The 21,292-nt window shown below is 69.0% G+C and carries 21 protein-coding genes; 10 read left to right on the forward strand and 11 right to left on the reverse strand.

Annotation, left to right across the window (positions count from 1 at the left end; genetic code table 11):
* Window positions 1–13 precede the first annotated feature (13 nt).
* Window positions 14–3,430, reverse strand: coding sequence for an alpha-1,4-glucan--maltose-1-phosphate maltosyltransferase (locus A3A5_RS0112465; RefSeq protein WP_035812472.1), 3,417 nt, complete (start codon window positions 3,428–3,430; stop codon window positions 14–16).
* A gap of 342 nt (window positions 3,431–3,772) precedes the next feature.
* On the opposite strand from A3A5_RS0112465, the gene A3A5_RS0112470 reads away from it, so the two are divergent.
* Both A3A5_RS0112470 and A3A5_RS0112475 read left to right on the forward strand, forming a co-directional pair.
* On the forward strand, window positions 3,773–4,144 hold the full coding sequence (locus A3A5_RS0112470) for a hypothetical protein (RefSeq protein WP_018310903.1): 372 nt from the start codon (window positions 3,773–3,775) through the stop codon (window positions 4,142–4,144).
* Between the two features lie 37 nt (window positions 4,145–4,181).
* The gene (locus A3A5_RS0112475; RefSeq protein ID WP_018310904.1) at window positions 4,182–4,634 is read left to right on the forward strand and encodes a PA2169 family four-helix-bundle protein; all 453 of its coding nucleotides are present in this window, start codon (window positions 4,182–4,184) and stop codon (window positions 4,632–4,634) included.
* A 23-nt stretch (window positions 4,635–4,657) separates the two neighbouring features.
* On the opposite strand, the gene A3A5_RS0112480 is transcribed toward A3A5_RS0112475, so the two are convergent.
* The gene (locus tag A3A5_RS0112480) at window positions 4,658–4,987 is read right to left on the reverse strand and encodes a hypothetical protein (protein WP_018310905.1); all 330 of its coding nucleotides are present in this window, start codon (window positions 4,985–4,987) and stop codon (window positions 4,658–4,660) included.
* 82 nt (window positions 4,988–5,069) lie between these two features.
* The gene (locus tag A3A5_RS0112485) at window positions 5,070–5,660 is read right to left on the reverse strand and encodes a nicotinamide-nucleotide amidohydrolase family protein (protein WP_018310906.1); all 591 of its coding nucleotides are present in this window, start codon (window positions 5,658–5,660) and stop codon (window positions 5,070–5,072) included.
* A 305-nt stretch (window positions 5,661–5,965) separates the two neighbouring features.
* Between A3A5_RS0112485 and A3A5_RS0112490 the strand changes: the two genes are divergently transcribed.
* From A3A5_RS0112490 to A3A5_RS0112500, 3 genes are read left to right on the forward strand one after another with little or no spacing between them, the layout of a single operon-like run.
* Window positions 5,966–7,108 (forward strand): flavodoxin family protein, encoded by a 1,143-nt coding sequence (locus tag A3A5_RS0112490; RefSeq protein WP_018310907.1) that lies wholly within the window; start codon window positions 5,966–5,968, stop codon window positions 7,106–7,108.
* 44 nt (window positions 7,109–7,152) lie between these two features.
* Window positions 7,153–7,722 (forward strand): BON domain-containing protein, encoded by a 570-nt coding sequence (locus tag A3A5_RS0112495; protein ID WP_026200708.1) that lies wholly within the window; start codon window positions 7,153–7,155, stop codon window positions 7,720–7,722.
* A 48-nt stretch (window positions 7,723–7,770) separates the two neighbouring features.
* Complete coding sequence (locus tag A3A5_RS0112500; protein ID WP_157637215.1) at window positions 7,771–8,028, forward strand: BON domain-containing protein; 258 nt, start codon at window positions 7,771–7,773, stop codon at window positions 8,026–8,028.
* 41 nt (window positions 8,029–8,069) lie between these two features.
* Here the strand turns inward: A3A5_RS0112500 and A3A5_RS0112505 are convergent, their stop codons facing one another.
* Window positions 8,070–9,437, reverse strand: a complete 1,368-nt coding sequence (locus tag A3A5_RS0112505; RefSeq protein ID WP_018310910.1) for an erythromycin esterase family protein — start codon at window positions 9,435–9,437, stop codon at window positions 8,070–8,072.
* Window positions 9,438–9,497: 60 nt separating this feature from the next.
* A complete protein-coding gene (locus tag A3A5_RS0112510) occupies window positions 9,498–9,719 on the reverse strand; it encodes a DUF2188 domain-containing protein (protein WP_018310911.1) in 222 nt (73 codons plus the stop codon).
* A 173-nt stretch (window positions 9,720–9,892) separates the two neighbouring features.
* Between A3A5_RS0112510 and A3A5_RS0112515 the strand changes: the two genes are divergently transcribed.
* Window positions 9,893–10,201 (forward strand): hypothetical protein, encoded by a 309-nt coding sequence (locus A3A5_RS0112515; protein ID WP_018310912.1) that lies wholly within the window; start codon window positions 9,893–9,895, stop codon window positions 10,199–10,201.
* 55 nt (window positions 10,202–10,256) lie between these two features.
* Here A3A5_RS0112515 and A3A5_RS0112520 read toward each other — a convergent pair whose 3' ends face one another.
* The 4 genes from A3A5_RS0112520 to A3A5_RS0112535 form a co-directional block, all read right to left on the reverse strand.
* On the reverse strand, window positions 10,257–11,609 hold the full coding sequence (locus tag A3A5_RS0112520) for an MFS transporter (RefSeq protein ID WP_026200709.1): 1,353 nt from the start codon (window positions 11,607–11,609) through the stop codon (window positions 10,257–10,259).
* A 140-nt stretch (window positions 11,610–11,749) separates the two neighbouring features.
* Window positions 11,750–11,974 (reverse strand): DUF2783 domain-containing protein, encoded by a 225-nt coding sequence (locus tag A3A5_RS0112525; protein ID WP_018310914.1) that lies wholly within the window; start codon window positions 11,972–11,974, stop codon window positions 11,750–11,752.
* Window positions 11,975–12,005: 31 nt separating this feature from the next.
* Complete coding sequence (locus A3A5_RS0112530) at window positions 12,006–13,730, reverse strand: FAD-dependent oxidoreductase (RefSeq protein ID WP_018310915.1); 1,725 nt, start codon at window positions 13,728–13,730, stop codon at window positions 12,006–12,008.
* Between the two features lie 49 nt (window positions 13,731–13,779).
* Window positions 13,780–14,739 carry an MBL fold metallo-hydrolase gene (locus A3A5_RS0112535; RefSeq protein ID WP_018310916.1) on the reverse strand — a complete coding sequence of 320 codons (960 nt, stop codon included), beginning with the start codon at window positions 14,737–14,739 and terminating at the stop codon, window positions 13,780–13,782.
* Window positions 14,740–15,057: 318 nt separating this feature from the next.
* On the opposite strand from A3A5_RS0112535, the gene A3A5_RS0112540 reads away from it, so the two are divergent.
* Both A3A5_RS0112540 and A3A5_RS0112545 read left to right on the forward strand, forming a co-directional pair.
* Window positions 15,058–15,885, forward strand: coding sequence for an IclR family transcriptional regulator (locus A3A5_RS0112540; protein WP_018310917.1), 828 nt, complete (start codon window positions 15,058–15,060; stop codon window positions 15,883–15,885).
* Entirely contained in the window at window positions 15,882–16,712 is an 831-nt protein-coding gene (locus A3A5_RS0112545) for an IclR family transcriptional regulator (RefSeq protein ID WP_018310918.1), read from the forward strand. The genes A3A5_RS0112540 and A3A5_RS0112545 overlap by 4 nt, the downstream gene beginning before the upstream one ends.
* 10 nt (window positions 16,713–16,722) lie before the next feature.
* Here A3A5_RS0112545 and A3A5_RS0112550 read toward each other — a convergent pair whose 3' ends face one another.
* Both A3A5_RS0112550 and A3A5_RS0112555 read right to left on the reverse strand, forming a co-directional pair.
* On the reverse strand, window positions 16,723–17,703 hold the full coding sequence (locus A3A5_RS0112550) for a tripartite tricarboxylate transporter substrate binding protein (RefSeq protein WP_018310919.1): 981 nt from the start codon (window positions 17,701–17,703) through the stop codon (window positions 16,723–16,725).
* Between the two features lie 109 nt (window positions 17,704–17,812).
* Window positions 17,813–19,810 carry a PAS domain-containing sensor histidine kinase gene (locus A3A5_RS0112555; protein ID WP_018310920.1) on the reverse strand — a complete coding sequence of 666 codons (1,998 nt, stop codon included), beginning with the start codon at window positions 19,808–19,810 and terminating at the stop codon, window positions 17,813–17,815.
* Between the two features lie 239 nt (window positions 19,811–20,049).
* On the opposite strand from A3A5_RS0112555, the gene A3A5_RS38415 reads away from it, so the two are divergent.
* Window positions 20,050–20,886 carry a cyclic nucleotide-binding domain-containing protein gene (locus tag A3A5_RS38415; RefSeq protein WP_157637216.1) on the forward strand — a complete coding sequence of 279 codons (837 nt, stop codon included), beginning with the start codon at window positions 20,050–20,052 and terminating at the stop codon, window positions 20,884–20,886.
* Window positions 20,887–20,908: 22 nt separating this feature from the next.
* A complete protein-coding gene (gene flhD / locus A3A5_RS0112565; protein ID WP_018310922.1) occupies window positions 20,909–21,262 on the forward strand; it encodes a flagellar transcriptional regulator FlhD in 354 nt (117 codons plus the stop codon).
* The last annotated feature ends 30 nt before the right edge of the window (window positions 21,263–21,292 follow it).

Below are 21,292 nucleotides of genomic sequence, written 5' to 3' on the forward strand. Positions count from 1 at the left end.
CCACGTATGCCTGTCAGGCGCCGTGCGGGTCGGTCGAGGCCGGCGCCGCGGGTGGGCGGGGCGCGGGACGCTCCAGCGGGCGCACATGCCAGACCGAGAAGGGCAGTTGCGCCGGATCCAGCCGGATGCGCTGGTGCTTGCCGCGCAGCTCGAAGCGCCGGCCGTGCATCAGCTCGTGCACCGCCAGGCCGGCCTGGTCGGGCAGCCCCCATTCCCACAACGGGATTTCGATATCGGCCTCGTGCGCCGTGCGCGGATCCAGGTTGATCGCGACCAGCAGCACGTCGTCGCCGAACAGGTAGTCGGTGCCTGGCACGAAGCGCGCGAACCACAGCACCGCGTCGCTGCCGGCATGGTAAAAGCGCAGCCCCAGGTGGTTCTGCAGCGCCGGGTGCCCGGCGCGGATCTCATTGAGCCGGGAGATCTCCGCGACGATATTGCCGGGCTGCCGCCAGTCGCGCACGCGCAGCTGGTATTTCTCGGAGTCGAGGTATTCCTCGCGCACCTTGCCGTCCAGCACAAAGGGCGCGCTCTCGCACAGCTCGAAGCCGCTGTACATGCCCCACAGGCCCGACAGCAGCGTGGCCAGCGCGGCGCGGATCAGGAACGCCGGGCGCCCGCCCTGGTGCAGGAAGTAGGGGTTGATGTCGGGTGTATTGACGAAGAAGTGCGGGTGGAAGAAATCGCGCAGCGGGCTTTGCGTCAGCTCGGTCAGGTACTCGGTCAGCTCCCACTTGGTGTTGCGCCAGGTGAAATAGGTATACGACTGGCTGAAGCCGAGCTTGGCCAGGCGCGCCATCATCTTGGGCCGGGTGAAGGCCTCGGCCAGGAAGATGGTGTCGGGGTGGCGCGCGCGCACGTCGGCGATCATCCACTCCCAGAACGGCAGCGGCTTGGTATGCGGGTTGTCCACGCGGAAGATGCGCACGCCGTGGTCGGCCCAGAACATCACCACGTCGCGCAGGGCCTGCCATAGCGCGGCGCCCGCGGGCGGCGCGGCGTAGAAATCGACGTTGACGATGTCCTCGTACTTCTTGGGCGGGTTCTCCGCATAGCGCAGCGAGCCGTCGGGGCGGTGCGCAAACCACTCCGGATGATCCTTCAGCCACGGATGGTCGGGCGAACACTGGATCGCGAAGTCCAGCGCCAGTTCCAGGCCGTGCGCCGCGGCTGCGTCCAGCAGGCGGCCGAAATCTTCGAAGGTGCCCAGCTCGGGATGGAGCGCATCGTGGCCGCCTTCCTCGCCGCCGATGGCGTAAGGGCTGCCGGGTTCGCCCGGCTCGCTGCGCAAGCTGTTGTTGCGGCCTTTCCGATGGGTACGGCCGATCGGGTGGATCGGCGTGAAGTACAGCACGTCGAAGCCCATCGCGCGGATGGCGGGCAGCCTGGCGATGACATCGTCGAAGGTGCCGTGGCGGGTCTCGTCGTTGCTTTGCGAACGCGGGAACAGCTCGTACCAGCTGGCATAGCGTGCGGCCAGGCGGTCGGCTTCGACCGGCATGGCCACCGGATGGCGCGAGGCAAACGGGCGGCCCGCGGGGGTTGCCATCACTGCCTGCATCGCGGCCGCGGTGCGTGGCGACAGCAGGATCTCCTGCCGGCGAGCGTCATCGGCGGCAGCGGTGGTCAGTTCGTCGACGAGAGCTGAGAGCTCCTTGTCCGCGGTTGCCTTCTGGCTGTCCTTCCCGCCATTGCCCTGCTTCCCGTTCCTTGCAGGCTGCAGCAGCGCATCGGCCACCAGCCGCGCGCCTTCTTCGATCTCCAGTGCCACGTTGAGGCCGGCCGCGCGCTTCTTGCCGATCTCGTCGAGCCAGCTGGCGAAGGTGTCGCGCCAGGCCTCGACCGTGAATTCGTGCCGGCCCAGTGCCACCAGCGGGAAGCTGCCTTCCCAGCGGTCGTTGATCACGGGCTGCATCGGCGCTTCGTGCCAGCCAGTCTCGCCCGGCGCGCGCCATAACACCGCGGCGGCAAGCTTGTCGTGCCCATCCATCCAGATATCGGCACTGACGGTCACGCGCTCGCCCACTATGCGCCGCACGGCGAAGCGGCCTTCGTTGCAGGCGGGTTCGACGTGCTCGATGGCGATGCGCGGGGCCTCCATCGCCGCCACCACGCTGCCCAGGCCGGTGGCGGCCAGCGTTTCATGGCCGTGCGGCGCGCGCGCGTCGGCTGCCGGCATGCCGGGCCGCGTCAGGGGCAGCGGTGGCACTTCATAGAGGCGGATATCGGCGGGCGCCAGCGTGATGCTGGCCAGCGCATCGAGCCGGTGGTTGCCATCGAGCGTCCCGCCCGGGCCACCCAGTGACGATTCCAGATGCGCGCTGGCATGCGGCAGCGCGCTCAGCACGCGGTCGGCGCCCAGCGTGCCGGGTGCCGCGGGGTCTGGATTGAGCACCACTGCCAGGGCGGGGGCGCCGTCTGGTACCGCAGGGTCGCTACGGTTGCCGGCCGTGTCGAGCAGGGCGCAGGCGCCGTCCGGCACAGGCAGCCGTGCCAGCACCGTCAGCGGCGCGTCGGGTCCGCTCAGCAGCCGCACGGCCAGCGCGGGGGCCGGATCGCGCGCAGCCAGCCAGGTATTGGTTTCCAGCAGTTCATGGGTGATGTCGTATGGCACGCCCTGATGCGGGGCGCCATCCGCTGCCAGCGGGTCGCGTGCCAGCGCGCCGCCGGTCTCGAAGCCGGCCGGCACCAGGATGCCGTCGCCGATCGCCGCGGCGGTCCACAGCGCACGCCGCGCGCTGAGCGCGTCATGGCTTGCCGGCGTCAGCGCGGGGGCGGCCAGCACCCGGCCAAAGCGGCGCAGCCGCGCGATTTCCTCGGTCAGCCAGGGGCTGCGAAAATCCCACCACGGCAGCGAGCAGAAGGCGCCGTCGAAGCCTGCTGGCGCCAGCTCATCCAGTTGCGCCGGCGTCAGGCCCGGCGTCCACGCCAGCAAGCACGGTGCACCGCGCGCCTGTGCCGGCACGGCATCGCTGCGCAGCGTGCCGGTCAGCGCGGCCCACTGCCTGCCGGGCACGCGAGCCGGCGCACGGCAGCAGAAGCCCGCCGCGCCTGCCGCCCAGGCCTGGCGCAGCCGGACCGCCCACCACTGCACCAGCGCGTCGGCCGTGGCCGGGTCATGCCAGCGCAGGCGGGCGCCGGGGATGTGGCTGTCGGTCTCGTGTGGGGCGAAGGCCGGGACCGCACTGTCGATCCAGGCAGGGTCGGGAGCTGGCTCGGCGCCGTCGGCGTGGTCGACCGCATAGCGGTCCAGTGAGATGTCGAGCAGCGGGGCCAGCCCGTGCCGGGCGCAAGCCGCGAAAGCGTCTTCGCCGGGCAGGTGCGGCCAGCCGCCGATCAGTACGTGGTCGAAGCCCAGGGCCGCCACGCGCTGGAGCGCGTGTTCATCGGCATCGGGCGTTCCGGTCAGGTCGATCTGGCAGATCCGCACAAAGTCCTCCCGGTGTTTCGCTCCGGCGGAGCAACAAAAATCCCGCTCCGGCGCCTCGCGGCCCGCCGGCGGGATGGCACAGCCATGCGAAGTGCGTGCCAGCGCGCCCGGCCAGTTGCCGTTGCGCCCCTGGCCAAGGCGCCTCAAGGGCAAGCGCCGCAGCACGTCATGTGAGCAATGCCGTACCGCTTGTAAAATCTACCGGTGCGCGCCGTGCCGATGGAAAGAACGCGCAGGGCAGCGGGGCCGATGAGAGCGCCGTGCACAGCCGGTATGTTTCTTGCCGCTGTATGGCAGCGCGTGCTGCCCCCGGCACGGTGGGAAGGCCGCGGAAGGAGACGCATGGACTGGTGGCTGGAGGCAGCGCAATGGCCGGCGATGGTGGTGACGGTGGTCGCCACCTGGCTGGTCGGCTCACGCCGGAGCGCACGCCGGCGGGCCGGCTTCTGGGTCTTCCTTGCCAGCAATGTGCTGTGGATTGCCTGGGGCTGGCATGGCGGCGCCTATGCGCTGATCGTCCTGCAACTGGCGCTGATCGTGATGAACCTGCGCGGCATGCGCGAGGCCCGCAAGACGTGGACGGCCGCCTCGCGCCGCGCGTTTGCCCCAACTGGCGGCGCGCGGGACGAGCCACTATTCTTGTCCGAGTTGTCCGAGCGGCGCATGCCTGGCGCTAAGGAGCAACCGCCGGCGGCAGCCGGCCCCGATCGGTGACTTCACGGGTCCGCCCGCGGACCAGGGCAGGTGTTTCATGGCAAAGAAGAAGGCCCTGTTGCTCAATGCGCTGATCGCGGCATCGCGCGATGGCGAACTGGGCTGCCGCGGCGCAGCGCTGGCCGCGGCCAATCCCCACCTGAAATCGCTCCTTACCAGCCGCGCCAATGCGTTTGCGCAGGCGGCGCAGGAGCTGCGAGCGTGCCTGCTCGGCCTGGGCGAACTGCCTGATGAACCCCCGGCCCGGGCCGCCACATCCGCCGCGGCGGCACGCGGCATCGCCCGGCACAGTTCGGACAGCTCCATCCTGCAGGCGATCAGCAAGCGCGAACATGCCGTGCAGCGCCGCTATGCGCGGGCGCTGCGCGCGCAAGTGCTGGGTTCGCGCCTGCGTGCCGTGGTGCGCCGCCAGTACCGTGGCGTGCAAGTCAGCCATGAGCTGTTTCGCGTGCTCCGGCAGCAGTACCGCATACCGCAGGCGCGGCCGTAGCCGCGGGGAGGATTACCGCGGGCCTACTGCTTGGGTGCCGGATCCGGCGAATCCCCCTTGGGGCCGCTTGGCGCATCGGCGGTCGGTGACGGCGGCGCGCCTTGCTCGCGTGGCTTCTTGCTGCGCGAGGCCTTGTCGGACTTGGACTTCTTCATGGTGTCCTTGGTGGCGCCCGGGCCGGATGCGGCGCTCATGTCGCTGGCGGCCGGCTGATTGCGCGAGGCCCCGGCGCCTTCGATCGGTGGTGCACTGGGGTTCGGTGCGGTCGGCGAGGCCGGAGCCTGTTGCGCAAAGGCCGGCAGGCAGAGCGCGGCGCCGACGACCAGCGCCGTGGTAGCGAGGGTGCGTTTCATAGTGGTCTCCATTGCAAGACTAGGTAGGTCCGGCCCAGAGGCCCTGGAGAATGCCGGCGCGCCGATTCAGCACACCGGCGCTTCATGCGCGCGGGGCGTGGGCGCCTTGCCCGCGCTGCGCCAGCTCGTGGTAGTGGCAGATGCGGGCGAGCGCCCAGTCAGCAGCCGCTTCACGCACCGCGTTGCGCGTGCCGGGAAAGCGCCGGGTTGCGGTGAACGCGGCAATGGCGGCCTGGTTGCCCGGAACGTGGCGCGCGCCATGGCCGCGACGGCGGAACACCCATGCAAAGCACTGCGTGCCAGCGGGGATATCGCCGTCGCCGCCATCATCGGCAACCCCGGTGTTGGCGATCGCCAGGTCGGCGCCGGTGACCTGCATGGCGCCCAGCGCCATGGCCAGCGAAACGGCCTCGCTGGTCAGCCCGTGGCGCCGGATGGTGTCTGGCGGCACGTGCAGCAGCTGTACCTTGGCCGAGGGCGAATACGCAACGATGGCGCAGTGCAGGACGTCGCCGCAGCCTGGCACCTCGGCAATGCGCGACGCGATCAGCCCCGCGGTACAGGACTCCGCTGTGACCAGACGCAGGCCATGGCGCAGCAGGTAGCGCGCAATGCCGCGGTTATCGTTGCCGCCAGGGTTGCCATCATGGCTGCCGTTGTGCGTCATCGCCATTCCCCCGACGCGCGGGCGTGCCAGCGGTCGTCGTCTGCGCCGACCAGCCTGTGCATCACATCGGCCCGAACTTCCATGCTGTCCATGTCGGCATCCACGGTTGGTCTTTCTGGCTGCGGCGGCAGGTTCCGTGCCAGCGCAGGCTTCCATGCTGTCCCGTCTGCCGGTCCCTACGCGGAGAAATATGTACATGCAGCGCCGGAGCATGGCTGTAAAAGCTGCGTGGGTGCGCGCAGTACAAGCCGTCCGGGTGATGGCGCTCATCTTGCATGGCTCCGGGACAAGCCCCCTGTACGGAGACCGCCATGCCCGAGCAGCCGCCCAAGCCAGCCCGCCCCGCGCAGGATGCGCCGCGTGCGCCGCGCCACCCCGGCAACCCCGAAGATGTGCGCAAGGGCCAGGTGACCAGCCCGCTGCCGCGTGACACGTTCCGCCAGCGCTTCCTGGCGCGTTTCACCGATCCCGCGTACCGGCAGGAGGACGCCGCGCTGGACCGCCTCGAGCGCATTGCCTGGGATGCCTACCAGGCCGGACGCAAGGCCCCGCTGTCGCACCAGGCCGGGCCCGGGTATGCCGACCCGGACTACGACCTGTCCGACGAATGGCGCGCCGCCAGCGAGGCGGTGCGGGCCGCGCAGCAGCGCCAGGCCGATCCCGCCACGCCGTCGCGCGTGCTGCTGGTGTGCGCGGCGGCGCGCAACGACTACACCTGTCCCGGCGAAATATCCAAATCCTGGCGCCTGGCCGAGCGCGCGCGGCAACAGCTGGAAGCGGGCGGCATGGAAGTGGACATGCTCGACCTGAGCCACCTGGCTTCTGATGCGGAGTTGCGCATCCACCCCTGCAAAGCCTGTGTGTCGACGGCGATGCCGCTGTGCCACTGGCCGTGCAGCTGCTACCCCAATCATGCGCTGGGCCAGGTCAACGACTGGATGAATGACATTTATCCGCGCTGGGCCGGCTGCCACGGCGTGCTGATCGTCACCCCGGTGTACTGGTACCAGGCCGCCAGCCCGCTGAAGCTGATGATGGACCGCCTGGTCTGCGCCGATGGCGGCAATCCCGACCCCACCAGCACGCATGGCAAGGACGTGGTGCGCGCCAAGGCGATGGAGCTGTCCGGCTGGGACTATCCCAAGCACCTGGCGGGGCGCGCCTATGGGCTGGTGGTGCACGGCGACGTGGCCGGCACCGAGGGCGTGCGCCGCGCGCTGGCTGACTGGCTGGACTGGATGGGCCTGGTCGACGCGGGCCCGCAGGCGCGGCTGGACCGCTTTATCGGCTACTACGCGCCCTACGCCACCAGCCATGTGGCGCTGGATGAAGACACCGGCGTACAGGCCGAAGTGGACAACGTGGCGCGCGCGCTGGCAGGTGCGGTGCGGCTGCTGCGCGCGGGCGAACTGAGCACGCCTGACCGCGGCCTGGTGCCCCCGCGGCAGAAGTAGCGGCACGCCGACAGGCCACCGGATCACGGCAAGCGGAGACGACGATGGATCACAGAGAGACCTGGCGCGGCCCACCCTGGCATGAGGGCGCCGTACCTGAAACGGATATGCGCAGCCACTATGTCGGCGCCTATGGCGTCTACGACTATGACGAGCCGGTCGACCCCGAAGAGTTTGCCGGGCCCGGGGCGGCGCCGGCATGGCGGCACGGTGCCGAGCCCAGGGAGCCCGGCGTGCCGCATGCGCAAGGCGGCATGGCCGACCCCTATCGCCAGTTCACCGGCTACAACGAGCGCATGGACCTTTACCGGGGCGGGGCGCAGCGTGCGCGCCCGGTCGGTCCGCGCAATTACCAGCGGTCGGACGAGCGCATCCTTGAGGACATTTGCGAGCAACTGACGCGCAATGCACGGCTGGACCTGAGCGATGTCGAAGTCCGGGTGGAGCAGGGCGTGGTGACGCTGGAGGGCAGCGTGCCGACCCGGCAGCAAAAATACCGGATCGAGGATATTGCCGACGACGTGTTCGCGGTGAAGGACCTGGTCAACCACTTGCGCGTGCCGCGGACCAGTGCTTCGGCAATACATCCCGGCCACAGCATGCTCATGTACTGATCCCAGGGCATCAACCCAGAGACTGCGCGCATGCACGAGCCCTCGAAGATGCCTGCCAATCCTCGCGGCATGGCCGCTACTGAAGCCGATGCCGCGCTGCAGGCGGCCTTGTGCGCGCGCCTGTGGGACACCGGCCTCGACATCAGCGAAATTACGCTGGATGTGTCGCAAGGCCGCGTCACGCTAAACGGCGCGATCGGCACGCCGGCCCAGCGCGATGCGGTCGAGGCTTGCGTGCGTGGCTGTGCCGGCGTAGGCGAGATCGTCAACCGCATCCAGGTTGCGCCGGACCGCACGGGCGACTGAATTGTGCCCCCGCTGGCATGGGTATCGCATTCCGGGTCAGCTCAGAGCCCGTATGGCCAGGTCTCGGGCGCGCCCGGCGCAGGCGCCGCCGGCAGCGCCGGGACCGCGCGCGTCCGGTCGAACCACAACAGCACATCGAATTGCTGCGGCAGCGTGGCGCGCGCATAGTGGCTCTGCAGTTCGGTCTCCGGGCGGTAGATCACGCCAATGAAGCGCTCCTGCCGCGCCGGCATCAGCAGTTGGCGCGCCTCGGCCAGCACGCCGCTGCCCGCACCCCGCAAGTCGACCCAGCATTGCGCGTGGCCGGCCGCGTGGAACAGGTGCTCGTAACTGTCGGCGCGGGCGGGGCGCACTTGCTTGATTTCCATCGGGCCGTCCCAGGAGGTCGCTGCGGCCACCGTGCCGTCGTAAGTGCTGAAGCCGATGAGCGCGGCCGCGTCGCCGAAGGATTCGCGGCACAACTGGCCGATGTTCAGCTGTCCCTGGCTGGCGCCCATCTCGGTCTTCGAGGCATCCCCGATATGCGAGTTGTGCGCCCACACCACCGCGCGTGACTGGGGCCCATGCGCCTGCAGCAGCTGCGCCAGGGTTTCAAACATATGCGTGTCGCGCAGGTTCCAGCTGTCGTCGCTGCCGTGGTACATCACGCGATAGTAGCGCTCGGCTGAAGCAACCAGGCGCGCGTTCTGCGCGGCATCCAGAAAGTCTTCATGGCCGGCCCGGGCATAGGCCAGGCGCTTATCAAGCAGCGCCTGCAACTGTTCGACGACAGCATCCTCGCAGTCGGCGTGTGTGCCGTGCAGCACGGCACGGCCGTAGCGCGCCGGATCGCGGCCCCAGGGCTCCAGGCAGGCATAGCGCTCGCGCGCAGCCCGCGCGGCCTGCGGATCGACGCCCTCCAGGTAGGCCAGCACCGCCGCCATGGAGGCGCGCAGGCTATAGATGTCCAGGCCGAAGAAGCCGGCTCGCCGTGCGCTTGCCTGCGTTGCATTGTGCGCGCGCAGCCAGCGGATAAAGCGCGCCACCTCCAGGTTGCGCCACATCCAGACCGGGAAACGCGTAAAGGCCGCGCCTGGCGATTCGGCTGGCTGCGGCGGGCGGCCGCGCACGTGCCGGTCCACGGCCGCGGCATCCGGCCAGTCCGCCTCGACCGCGATGATGCGGAAGCCGTGGCGGGCAACCAGGTGCGCCGTCAGCGCGGCGCGGGCGTGGTAGAACTCGGCGGTGCCGTGCGTGCTCTCGCCAAGCAGCACCATGCGGTGCCCGGCGAGGATATCGGCCAGCACTGCCGTAGCGTTGGCAAAGGCGCCGATAAAGGGACTCTCGGCCGCGTGGTCGATGGGCGGCAGTGGCACCGCGGCGGCCGCAACCGCGGCAGCGGCGTGTGGTTCAGCCCGGGTGTTTGGCATGGCGCATCGGCTTCCGGGAGCGCGGCGCCGAAATCCTCAGCGGATCTGCTCAGCCGGAGGTCAGCCCGGAATGGTGCGGGGATCGTGGCCGAAGCTGTTGCGCGAGCGGATCTGGCCATCACGGCCGTGGATCAGCAGTTCGACCTGCTCGCGCTGTGCCTGCGTGGTGCCGGCCGTAATCGCTTCTTCCTGCGTGGCATGGTGCGACTCGGCGTAGCGCGCGCCTTCGTGGATGACATCCCAGCCTTCATCATGCGGGACGACGTGTATGTTGTTGCCCATGTTGGGTCTCCTCGAATGTCAGTGCTTTTATTGTGGCCTATCTGCACGCGCTGTCTATCCGGCGGCGTCTGACAGGCGCAAAGCGCATCAAGTTCCACTTTTCGGCGGAAATCCCTGGTTATTTATCCGGCCTCTTGTAAGCTGGACTTGGATCGCAAAAAGAGGAGCGGACCATGCGTGCAAGATTTGCCAGGGGGCTGACGCAGTCGCCGGTGACCGTGGTGGCCCGGGCGTTCGACGGAGAAGCGGTGCGCACTCCCCAGGTGGGCGACCTGGTGACGGTGTATAGCCAGGATCAGGACACCGAATTCAATATCCGCCTGTGCGAGGCCGTCGAGCCCGGCCACTGGCGCGGCGTGGTCTACGCGATCGGCCGCGGACAGGATGTGCTGGTCACGGCCGAAGGGCTGGAAATCGATGACGTGGTCGAGGTGATGCGCGAAGAAATCGCCTCCGTCATCCCCTGCGGCCGGTCCCACTGAACGCCGCACCCCGCGGGTGCGGACATTCCGGCTTTGAAGACGCCTGCGGCCCGGTTCAGGCCGGCCGCGCGGGCTGCCTTGGCACACCCAGCCACATGGCCAGTCCGCTGGCCAGCAGCAGCGCCGCCAGCAGATAGAGCGCATGGTCCAGGCTGCCGGTCTGGGTCTTGATCTGCCCGATCACCCACGGGCTGACGATGCCGCTGGTGATGCCGATGCTGCTGATGAAGGCGATGCCGGCTGCCGTGCCCGCGCCCGGCAGGTAGCTGGGCGGCAGCGACCAGAACACCGGCAGCGCGGCAAAGATCAACACCGCTGCCACCGACAGGATGGCCAGCATCACCGCCAGGCTGGGCAGGTGCAGCGTCAGCGCCGCCAGGGCCAGCGCGCCGCCTGCCGTGCACAGCAGGAAGTGGCGGTGGCGCTCGCCGGTGCGGTCGGAATGGCGAGCGATCAGGATCAGGCCGACCGCGCCCACGGCATTGGGCACCACCGAATACAGGCTGACCGACATCACGTCGGTGATGCCGAAGTCGCGGATCATCAGCGGCATCCAGAAGCTCAGCGCGAGCGAACCACAGGTCAGCGAAAAATAGATAAAGGCGAACAGGTACACGCGTGGGTTGCCCAGCACCTGCCGCAACGCCTGCAGCGAATGGCCGCCGGCATGAGCCTGCGCGGCGGTGTCGCGCGCCAGGTGGGCGCGTTCGCCGTCGGTCAGCCAGCTGGCCTGCTGCGGGCCATCCACCAGGCAGCGCGCGGCCACCAGCCCCAGCAGCACCGCGGGCGCGCCCTCGATCGCAAACATCCACTTCCAGCCCTGCAGGCCGAGCACGCCGGCCATGTCGCGCATGATCCAGCCGGACACCAGCCCGCCCAGCACGCCCGCCACCGCCACGCCGGCAAAGAAGATCGCCATCACCGCGGCACGGCGCCGCGCCGGGAACCAGTAGGTCAGGTAGAGCACGATGCCGGGGAAGAAGCCGGCTTCGAACACGCCCAGCAGGAAGCGCAGCGCATAGAACTGCGTTGGGGTGGAGACGGCCATCATCGCCACCGAGGCCAGGCCCCACAGCACCATGATGCGCGTGAACGTGCGCCGCGCGCCAAAGCGCGCCAGCAGCATGTTGCTGGGCACTTCGCACAGCACGTAGCCGACGTAGAAGACAGCGGCGCCCAGGCCGTACATGGCGTCGCTGAAGCCCAGGTCCTGCTTCATCTGCAACTGGGCGAAGCCGATGTTGATGCGGTCCAGGAACGACACCACGTAGCAGACGAACAGGAACGGGATGATGCGCAGCCAGACTTTGCGGTAGAGCGCGTCCTCATCGTGCAAGGTCAGTGCGGGTGACGACGGGGGCGATAGGGTGGAAAGGGACGAAAGATCCCCTGAGACCGGATGGCTCATGAGTGTTGTCTCCGTACGGTGGTGGCTGCGGCGGCGGGCAGCCGGAGGGTTCCGCCAGCGGGCAGCGTCTTGCGCGCAGTGGCCCGGGATGATTTTGGGAAAGGCCCGCGGCAGGCGCGGCGGGCCGCGCCTGTATCAGGTCAGGCTGGCGTGCTGGCCGGCATCTCGGTCACGCCTTCGCGCGCGGCATGCATCGCCGCCAGCAGCACATCGTGGTCGCCGATATGGTTGGCCAGCAGCAGGATCAGCTGCGCATTGGCGGCCTGGCTTTGCGCCTCGTCGAGGTCGCGGTGCATCTCGATCAGCGCTTCGTAGAAGTCGTCGGGCCGCGTCAGGTTGGGCTGGGTGTTGAGTGTATTGGGCATGGGAATCTCCGCGGTGCAGGTCTGGCCGGTCTCAGGCGGCCATGCGGCCGGGCTGCGGGGCGCGCAGGTCGGCACCGGTGGCGCGCGCCAGCGCGGCGCGGATCGCGGCCGGGTCGGGGCGGTGCCAGCGGGCGCAGACATGCTGGTCGGGGCGGACCAGGTAGCAGGTGCCGGGCGTGGCACCGTAGCGCGCGGCGGCCAGGCCCTCGTCGTCGCGCAGCACGGTGGCATTGGTGCAGGTCACCGCCGGCTGCGCCGCGTCGGTCACGTAGACCAGCCGCAGCGGCACGCCGCTGTCTTTCAGCGCGGCAAGGTCGGCGAGCGTGCCCGCGTCGATGGCGTCAGGGTTGCCGAACAGCAGCACCGTGAAGTCCCCGCCCAGGTGCGACAGCAGCCAGCCCGCGCCCTGCGCGCCGGATACCGGCGCGTCGCAGCAGACCGCGCCAGGCACCAGCTTGCAGGCATAGCCCTGGGCATCGTCACCGGTGTTCAGCGGCGAGTCCTGCAGCACCGCGGGCACCGACAGCCGCCCGCTGTTGACCAGGGTGCGCGCAAACGCATGGCGCTTGGACAGCGTCAGCACTGCATCGCGGAACACGCGGCTGACCGCGCTCTTGGGCGTGATGAAGTCGGTGGAACGGGTGGAGTTGCGGATGTTTTCGTCTGCGGCGTATTCGCGCTCGCTGGCGTAGGTGTCCAGCAGCCTGTCGCAGGCACGGCCCTGCAGCACATAGGCCAGCTTCCAGGCCAGGTTCTCGGCGTCCTGGATGCCGCTGTTGGCGCCACGCGCGCCGAACGGCGACACGCCATGCGCGGCGTCGCCGGCGAACAGGATGTTGCCGTGGCGGAAGCTGTCCATGCGCAGGCAGGAGAAGGTATAGACGCTGACCCATTCCAGCTCGAACTTCACGTCCTTGCCCAGCAGCGCCTGCACCCGCGGGATCACGCGCTCCGGCGTTTTCTCCAGCACCGGATCGGCGTCCCAGCCAAGCTGGAAGTCGATGCGCCAGACGTTGTCCGGCTGGCGGTGCAGCAGCACTGACTGGTTGGGGTGGAAGGGCGGGTCGAACCAGAACCAGCGCTCGCTCGGGAAATCCGCTTCCATCTTCACGTCGGCAATCAGGAAGCGGTCGCGGAAGGTGCGGCCCTTGCTGTCCAGGCCCAGCAGCTTGCGCATCGGGCTGCGCGAACCGTCGGCGGCCACCACGTAGCGCGCCGCCAGCGGGTAGCAGCCTTCAGGCGTCTCGATGGTCAGCACTACGCCGGCCTCTGGCGTGCCGCGCTGCTCCAGCCCGACCACCTTGTTGCGCCAGCGGATCTCGATATTGGGCAGCGCCTGCGCACGCTCCAGCAGATAGCCTTCGACGTAGTACTGCTGCAGGTTGATGAAGGCCGGGCGGCGGTGGCCGCTCTCTGGCAGCAGGTCGAAGCTGTAGACCTGCTGGTCGCGCAGGAATACCCTGCCGACATGCCAGCGCACGCCCTTGTCGACCATGCGCTCGCCGCAGCCCAGCCGGTCGAAGATATCCAGCGTGCGCTTGGAAAAACAGATCGCGCGCGATCCGGCGGACAGCGTGCAGTCGTCATCCACCAGCACCACGCGCACGCCGCGCTGTGCCAGGTCGATGGCAGTGGCCAGGCCGATCGGCCCGGCGCCGACTACGACGACCGGGTGGATGGCCGGATCGGCCGCTGTCTGTTGCTCGGCGCAGGGCTGATATTCGAACGACAGCCGCTGGTAATCGATGCTGCTCATGCCTGTGTCTCCATCCATAGCTTGTTGCCCGACTCTTTTCTTCTGTGGGTCAGTCCTGCAGCGCGGCCCACATTTCCTGGTCGCGCTGGGCCGTCCAGATGCGCGGGTGGCGGATTCCGCTGGCCTCGTCATAGGCGCGCGAGACGTCAAAGGGCAGGCAGTGCTCGTAGATAAAGACCTGGCCAAACTTGGGGTCCATCGCGCGCCGGGTGTGCCCCATCGCGGCCTTCAGGTCGAGCTTCTCGGCCACGGCTTCCTTGCCGGCCTGGAACAGCGTGGTGACAAAGTCCTTGGTGTAGGCGATACCTTTCTTCACTTGCTCCGGCGTGGTCAGCGCGGGGCCGCGGCCTGGCACCAGCTTTTCCGGGTTGAGTGCCTGCAGCGCGTCCAGCGTGGCCGGCCAGTCTTCCAGTTGGGCGTCGCCGCAGTAGCAGGCGGCGTCGTATTCGACCAGGTCGCCGGAGAACAGCACCTTCTGCTGCGGCAGCCAGACCACGGTATCGCCCTTGGTATGGCCTGAGCCCAGGTGGGCGATGCGCACTTCCAGCTTGCCCAGGAACAGGGTGATTTCCTTCTCGAACACCAGCGTCGGCCAGGTCAGGCCGGGCACGGTCTCGACGCCGGCGAACAAGCGCGGAAAGCGTTCGATCTCAGACTTCATGTCGGCCTCGCCGCGCTCGACGATCATCTCGTAGGTGCCGCGGCTGGCGATGACCTGCTGCGCGCCCTCGGCAAAGTAGGCCGACGCGCCCAGCACGCGCACCGCGTGGTAGTGCGACAGCACCACGTACTTGATGGGCTTGTCGGTGATGGTGCGGATGCGGGCGATCAGGTCCTGCGCCATGGCCGGCGTGGCGGTGGTGTCGACGATCAGCACGCCGTCGTCGCCAATGACCACACCCGAATTGGGATCGCCTTCGGCGGTGTAGGCCCAGGCGTTCTCGGACAACTGGGTGAAGGTGACCTGCTTGGCTTCCAGGTCGGCCTGCGATGCGAATGCCTTGGACATGGCGTCTTTCCTTTGTGTGGGGGGCGAGACGGCACCGGCAGGGGCACGATGGCTGCGTTGCGCTGGCTGCGCGGGCTGTCTCGCCCCCGTTTCTATGGATGTCTCACGACGTGGCTCGCCGTGTTCGGTCGGGGTAGTGCCATCTTAGGAAACGTTGGAAAATTAATCAATAGCTAAATGATTAGTCTATGACAAATCATTGGGGCGTGCCTCGAGCGCCATCGGAAGCGGATCCCGTTCATTGGGGTAAACCCCTGTATGCACGGCAAGGGGAGGCGTTCGATTAATATCCGGGGTTTCCGATCACACAGGATGGCAATGGCCAGGCGCAAGGCTGGAGAAGCAGGAACGCAGGCGGGCGAGCCCGCGGCGCGCGCCGACAAGGCGCAGCGCGGCATCCAGAGCGTGGAGGTGGGCGGGCGCCTGCTGGCGGCGCTGGCCGCCGCGCGCGCGCCAATGCCGCTGGCCGCGCTGGCCGAGGTGGCGCAGCTGGCGCCGGCCCAGGCGCATGCCTACCTGGTCAGCCTGACGCGGCTGGGCCTGATCAAGCGCGACCACCTCTCGGGCCGCTACGAGCCCGGGCCGCTGTCGCTGCAGCTGGGCATGCTGCACCTGGAGCAGGACGCCGCCTGGCGCGCCGCGCAGCCCCGGGTGGATGCGCTGGCGCAGGCGTCCGGCTTCAGCGTGGCAATCAGCATTGCCGGGCCGCAGGGCCCGACTATCGTGCGCTATGTGCCGGCCAGCGCGCCGCTGCATGTCAACCTGCACGTGGGCACGGTGATGGCACTGGCCGCCACGGCCACCGGGCGCGTGTTCTGTGCCTTCCAGCCACCGGCACTGTGGCAGCCGCTGTGGCGCGCGCAGCAGCCGGGCGCGGCCGAGTCCGACCTGGCCGCCTTCAGCGCCAGTCTGAGAGAGATCCGCGAGCGCGGCATCGAGCGCAGCATCGACACGCCCAGCCCGGCCGTCAGCAGCCTCAGCGTGCCGGTACTCGACGCCGCTGGCGTGCTGCGGCTGGTGCTGACGCTGGTGGGATCGACCGGTGCCATCGACGTGGACTGGCGCGGCGCGGCGGCGCAGGCCCTGCTGGCCGCGGCGGCGGACATCGGCGCCGCGCTGCGCGATGAACAGGAGCGCCAGGCATGACCCGCGCGGCGCAAGCCCAACCAGACCTGGAAGGCGGCAAGCCGCAGCGCGGCATCCAGTCGCTGGACAGCACCGGCCAGCTGCTGGGGGCGCTGGTGGCTGCCGGCCGGCCGCTGGCGCTGCGCGACCTGGCGCTGGCCGCGGGCATGCCGCCGGCCAAGGCGTTCCCGCACCTGGTCAGCCTGCAGAAGACCGGCCTGCTGGCGCGCGACGCCGCGGGCAACTACCTGTGCGGCCCCCTGGCGCTGGAACTGGGGCTGATCGCGCTGCAGCGGCTGTCGCCGACGCGCGAGGCGGAACCGGAGGTGGTCGAGCTGGCCGGCGCCACGGGCCTGAGCGTGGCCATGGCGGTGCTGGGGCCGCTTGGGCCCACGGTGGTCCGGCTGGAGGAATCGGCGCGGCCGCAGCACGTGAGCCTGCGCGTGGGCACGGTGCTGTCGCTGGTCCATACCGCGATTGGCCGCACCGCCGCGGCCTACCTGCCAGCCAACGTGCTGGCGGGCTTGCTGGAAAAGGACGAACTGCGCATGGCCGGCGCTGCCGCGGCGCAAGTGCTTGAACCCGGCGGCAAGCTGGCGCCGGCCTACGCCGGGCGCCTGGCACAGGTTCGCGCGGCCCGGCTCGACAATGCGCTGAGCCACCCGGTGCCGGGCATCGACACGCTGGCGGCGCCGGTATTCGATCACACCGGCAGCCTGGCGCTGGTGATCGCCGTGATGGGCTCGAGCGGCAGCTTTGACAGCCGCACCGAAGGCGCCACTGCCGCGCTGCTGGGGCAGGCGGCGTGCCGGCTGTCGTGGCGCTTCGGCGCGCCGGACACAGCCTGAGCTCAGGCCATCAGTTGTCCAGCTTGATATTGGCCGACTTGATCAGGCTGTCCCACTTCTCGTACTGCGCGCGGATATAGCTGCCGAACTGCGCCGGCGTGGCGGGGAAGGGCACGGTGCCCTGGCTGGCGAGCCTGGCGGCCAGGTCTGGCTGCTTCAGCGCCGCCACGATCTCGCCGTTGAGGCGGTCGATCACCGCCTTGGGCGTGCCGGCCGGCGCGGCCACGCCAAACCACGCGGTCAGCTCGTACCCGGGCACCCCGGCGGCCGCCAGCGTAGGCACGCCGGGGAGCTGGTCAGAGGGCTTCTGTGTGGTCACCGCCAGCGCGCGCACGCGGTTGTCGCGGATATACGGCAGCGCGGTCGAGACACTGTCGAACATCATGGTGATGCGCCCGCCGATCAGGTCGGTCATCGACGCGGCACTGCCCTTGTATGGAATGTGCGTGATATTGACGCCGGCCAGGTGCGTGAACAACTCGCCCGCCAGGTGCGACGACGAGCCGTTGCCGAACGAGCCGTAGGTCAGCTTGCCCGGCTCCTTGCGCGCCAGCGCCAGCAGCTCCTGCACATTGCGCGCCGGCACGCCGGGATGCACCACCAGCACGTTGGGCAGGTAGGCGACCGAAGCGACCGGTGCGAAGTCCTTCAGGGGATCGTAGCCAGGCTTGTCATAGAGGCTCTTGTTGACCGCCAGCGAGCCGAAGGTGCCGAACAGCAGCGTATAGCCGTCGGCCGGGGCCCGCGCCACCGCGACGGCTGCCAGGTTGCCGCCGGCGCCGGGCCGGTTGTCGATCACCACCGGCTGGTGCAGCCGCGCCGACAGCGCGTTGCCGATCTCGCGCGCCAGCAGGTCGGTGGCGCCGCCCGGCGGGAAGGGCACCACCAGCCGCACCGGCTTGTCGGGATAGTCCGCCAGTGCGGTCCCGGCGGCCGTGGCCGCGCACGCAAATATCAGCCCTGCGGCTGCACGCCTGATCCAACCTTGCATCGCTGTCTCCTTTCTGTGATCTGGTGCGATGGAATGGCCGTCAGTGTGTCGCAGTGCCGGCAGGCGCGTGTTTGGGATTGGCGAAGGTCGCGTTCGGTGCCGGAGCGGGTCACTCCGGCTGGCGCAGCCGGGCGATGGTGCCGAACAGCGTTTCCAGCGCCACCGGCTTGACCAGGTGCGCGTCGAAGCCGGCTGCCTCGGTGTGCTGGCGGTCCGCCGGCTGGCCGAAGCCGGTCAGCGCCACGAAGCGGGTCAGCTCGGTGCCGGCCACGCCGCGCATGGCGCGCACCACCTCGAAGCCGTCCATGCCGGGCATGGCCAGGTCGATCAGCGCGATATGCGGACGGCAGCGCGGCGCCACGTGCAGGGCCTCGGCGCCGTCATAGGCAATGGTCACGTCGTGGCCGCACATTTCCAGCAGCATGGCCAGGCTGTCGGCGGCGTCGCGGTTGTCGTCGACCAGCAGGATGCGCTGCGCCTGCAGCTCGGGCGCCACCGGACCCTGGGCCGGCAGTGCGGCGCCCGGGCGGGCCTCTTCCTTGCGCGAGGCCGGCAGCGGCAGGCGCAGCGTGAAGGTGCTGCCTTGTCCCGGCCCGGCGCTGGCGGCAGCGATGGTGCCGCCGTGCAGCTCGACCAGCGACCGGGACAGCGACAGGCCGATGCCCAGCCCGCCCTGCACGTCGGTGCCCGGGCGGCTTTCCTGCATGAACAGGTTGAAGATCTCGTCGATGGCCTGCGGCCCGATGCCGCGGCCCTGGTCCATCACCTGGAGCTGGAGTGTGCGGTTCTGGATCGTGGTGGCGATCGTCACCGACGAACCGGGCGGCGAGAACTTCGATGCATTGAGCACCAGGTTCTGCATGACCTGCACCAGCCGCGTCTTGTCGGCATGCATCGGGATCGAAGCGGCATGGGTCCGCACTTCAACGCGCTGCGACTTGGCATCCAGGGCCGGCTGCGCTGCCTCGACGCCCAGCGCGATGATCTCGTTGAACTCGACCGGCTCCATGCGCAGCTCGATCCGGCCGGAGGTGATGCGCCCGATGTCGAGCAGGTCGTCCACCAACCGGCTCAGGTGGGTCACCTGGCGCTCGATCATGGCCAGGCTCCGGTTTGCCAGCACCGCGTTCTGCGGCGCCAGCCGCATCGCCGCCAGCGCGCTGTGCACCGGCGCCAGCGGATTGCGCAGTTCGTGCGAAAGCGTGGCAAGGAACTCATTCATGCGCTGGCTGGAGCGTTCCAGCTCTTCGCGGCGGCGGCGCTCGCTCATGTCCCGCGTCACCTTGGCAAAGCCGCGCAGCGTGCGGGACTCGTCGTATACCGCTGTCAGGGTGGCATTGGCCCAGAACAGCGAGCCGTCCTTGCGCACGCGCCAGCCTTCGTCTTCCACGCGCCCGACGCGCCGCGCCAGTGCCAGGTGCCGTGACGGCTTGCCGGCGGCGACATCCTCCTGCGGATAGAACACCGAGAAATGACGGCCGATGATCTCGTCGCGGCGGTAGCCCTTGATATAAGAGGCACCGGAATTCCAGCTGACGATATGGCCGCCGGGGTCGAGCATGAAGATCGCGTAATCCTTGACACCCTCCACCAGCAGCCGCAGTGTCTCTTCGCTCTGGCGCAGGGCCTCGGCGGCGCGGCGCTGTTCGGTCATGTCCCGCGTGACCTTGGCGAAGCCGATCAGCCGGCCCTCGGCGTCCCTCAATGCGGTAATGACGACATTGGCCCAGAAGCGGCTGCCGTCCTTGCGCACGCGCCAGCCCTCGTCCTCGAACCGGCCTGCTTTGGCGGCGGCTCTCAGCTCGGCTTGCGGCCAGTTCCGGGCGATCGCATCCGGCGTGTAGAACTGCGAGAAGTGCTTGCCCAGGATCTCCTCGCGCGCATAGCCCTTGATGCGCGCCGCGCCCTTGTTCCAGCTGGAGACATGGCCGGCGACGTCGAGCGTGAAGATGGCGTAGTCCTGCACGGAGTCCACCAGCGTCTGGTAAGGCGCATCCGGCAGCTGGTCGGCCCGGATGTCGTGCGAACGCCCGCCCGATGGCTCGCCAGCCTCGCGGCGAGGTGCGCTTCCGGCAGGTTGTTGCGGGTCGTCGGGGTGTCTTGTCATGGCATGTCCTGTACGGCCGTGGCCGCCAGCGCATCCGTTCCTGATCTTGCAGCAAGGATACCCCTGCCCGCAGCCTGGCAGGGCGAATGGCCGGGATGCCGGTGCGGCAGGGTGCGCCGCGGGCGCGGGCCAGGATCGGAAGCTTCCGTACTGCAAATCAGAATGTGCGGGTTTTCTGGAGAAGCTGGCTCCATAGAATAGTTGCACAGGGTTTTCAGGTCTTCCATCCAGAGGCGCCAATGACACAGTTAGACGAATGCCATCTGCCGTGCGACGGCATGCCGTGCAGCGCAGGTTGCCAGCTGGATCGCTTCTGCCTGGGAGTCGCACGGCGGCCGGCGGGCGGCGCCCAGGGCATCCACCGCACGGTGCGCCTGCGCAAGGGCCAGTGCCTGTATCTGCTGGGCGACCCCGTGACCTCGCTCTACGCAATCCGCGTCGGCACGGTCAAGACCCACGTGACCACGGAAGACGGCCGCACGCAAGTGGTTGGCTTCCATTTCCCCGGGGACCTGGTCGGGCTGGACAGCCTGGCGCATCCGCACTATGCGTCTTACGCCACCGCGCTGGAAGACACCAAGCTGTGCATGCTCGGCATGGACGCGCTGCGCGCCGCCGCCGCCGGCATGCCGGAGCTTGCCAACCAGCTGTTCCTGGCGCTCGGCGGGCAGGCGCGGCGCTCGCGCGCGCTGCAGACCATGCTGGCGCTGATGACCGCCGAAGAGCGCTTGGTGACCTTCCTGCTGTGGATGGCTGAAGGCTTTGCGGCGCGCGGCTTCTCGTCCTCGGAGTTTGTGCTGCGCATGAGCCGGGAGGAGATCGGCAGCTATATCGGCCTGACGCTGGAAACGGTCAGCCGGCAGTTCTCGCGGCTGGCGGACTGCGGGCTGATCCGGGTGAGGCACCGCACCATCGCGCTGCTCGACAAGCTTGCCTTGCAGGCCATCGCCGAGCGCCCGATGATCTCCGCTCACACGCCTGCGTGCGATGTGCAGGTCCCCGGCGCGGCCCGCACCATAGCTGCCGGCTTGCACCCCGCACGGCCGGCGGCCAGGCTGTACCGGTCGAATGACTAACCCCGGCAAGCGAGAGGACGGAATGGAACGTGCAATACAGGCTGGCACCGCGGGTGAAGAGCCGGCCAGCGACCCGGTCAGCGAGAGCCTGCGGGAAATCAAGGACCTGAACCTCTCCTACCTGCTGCTGGTGCAGCGGCTGATGCGCGAGAACGAGGCCGAGGCCCTGTTCCGGCTCGGCATCGGGCGCGAAGTGGGCCGGGTGCTGGCCGCGCTCACGCCGCAGCAGATGGTGGCGCTGGCGCGCTCCAACCTGGTGCTGTGCCGTTTCCGGCTGGAAGACAGCATGCTGCTGGCCGCGCTGACCGGCGCTGAGCCGCTGCATCCCCTGCAGAACATGCACGCGGCCATCGTGATGACCGCGCAGCGCGGGTAGTGGAACCAAAATCGGAGGCTGTATGACGGG

The sequence above is a fragment of the Cupriavidus sp. UYPR2.512 genome (assembly GCF_000379565.1).
Lineage (GTDB): Bacteria > Pseudomonadota > Gammaproteobacteria > Burkholderiales > Burkholderiaceae > Cupriavidus.

Bases quoted from the DNA above. Each gene is read 5' to 3' on its own strand.
- A3A5_RS0112505 (WP_018310910.1), bottom strand. From the start codon at position 9,437: ATGCCAAACACCCGGGCTGAACCACACGCCGCTGCCGCGGTTGCGGCC.
- flhD (WP_018310922.1), top strand. From the start codon at position 20,909: ATGGAACGTGCAATACAGGCTGGCACCGCGGGTGAAGAGCCGGCCAGC.
- A3A5_RS0112550 (WP_018310919.1), bottom strand. From the start codon at position 17,703: ATGCAAGGTTGGATCAGGCGTGCAGCCGCAGGGCTGATATTTGCGTGC.
- A3A5_RS0112535 (WP_018310916.1), bottom strand. From the start codon at position 14,739: ATGTCCAAGGCATTCGCATCGCAGGCCGACCTGGAAGCCAAGCAGGTC.
- A3A5_RS0112500 (WP_157637215.1), top strand. From the start codon at position 7,771: ATGCCTGCCAATCCTCGCGGCATGGCCGCTACTGAAGCCGATGCCGCG.
- A3A5_RS0112470 (WP_018310903.1), top strand. From the start codon at position 3,773: ATGGACTGGTGGCTGGAGGCAGCGCAATGGCCGGCGATGGTGGTGACG.
- A3A5_RS0112525 (WP_018310914.1), bottom strand. From the start codon at position 11,974: ATGCCCAATACACTCAACACCCAGCCCAACCTGACGCGGCCCGACGAC.
- A3A5_RS0112495 (WP_026200708.1), top strand. From the start codon at position 7,153: ATGGATCACAGAGAGACCTGGCGCGGCCCACCCTGGCATGAGGGCGCC.
- A3A5_RS0112490 (WP_018310907.1), top strand. From the start codon at position 5,966: ATGCCCGAGCAGCCGCCCAAGCCAGCCCGCCCCGCGCAGGATGCGCCG.
- A3A5_RS0112480 (WP_018310905.1), bottom strand. From the start codon at position 4,987: ATGAAACGCACCCTCGCTACCACGGCGCTGGTCGTCGGCGCCGCGCTC.
- A3A5_RS0112485 (WP_018310906.1), bottom strand. From the start codon at position 5,660: ATGGCGATGACGCACAACGGCAGCCATGATGGCAACCCTGGCGGCAAC.
- A3A5_RS0112515 (WP_018310912.1), top strand. From the start codon at position 9,893: ATGCGTGCAAGATTTGCCAGGGGGCTGACGCAGTCGCCGGTGACCGTG.
- A3A5_RS0112540 (WP_018310917.1), top strand. From the start codon at position 15,058: ATGGCCAGGCGCAAGGCTGGAGAAGCAGGAACGCAGGCGGGCGAGCCC.
- A3A5_RS38415 (WP_157637216.1), top strand. From the start codon at position 20,050: ATGACACAGTTAGACGAATGCCATCTGCCGTGCGACGGCATGCCGTGC.
- A3A5_RS0112555 (WP_018310920.1), bottom strand. From the start codon at position 19,810: ATGACAAGACACCCCGACGACCCGCAACAACCTGCCGGAAGCGCACCT.
- A3A5_RS0112520 (WP_026200709.1), bottom strand. From the start codon at position 11,609: ATGAGCCATCCGGTCTCAGGGGATCTTTCGTCCCTTTCCACCCTATCG.
- A3A5_RS0112530 (WP_018310915.1), bottom strand. From the start codon at position 13,730: ATGAGCAGCATCGATTACCAGCGGCTGTCGTTCGAATATCAGCCCTGC.
- A3A5_RS0112545 (WP_018310918.1), top strand. From the start codon at position 15,882: ATGACCCGCGCGGCGCAAGCCCAACCAGACCTGGAAGGCGGCAAGCCG.
- A3A5_RS0112475 (WP_018310904.1), top strand. From the start codon at position 4,182: ATGGCAAAGAAGAAGGCCCTGTTGCTCAATGCGCTGATCGCGGCATCG.
- A3A5_RS0112510 (WP_018310911.1), bottom strand. From the start codon at position 9,719: ATGGGCAACAACATACACGTCGTCCCGCATGATGAAGGCTGGGATGTC.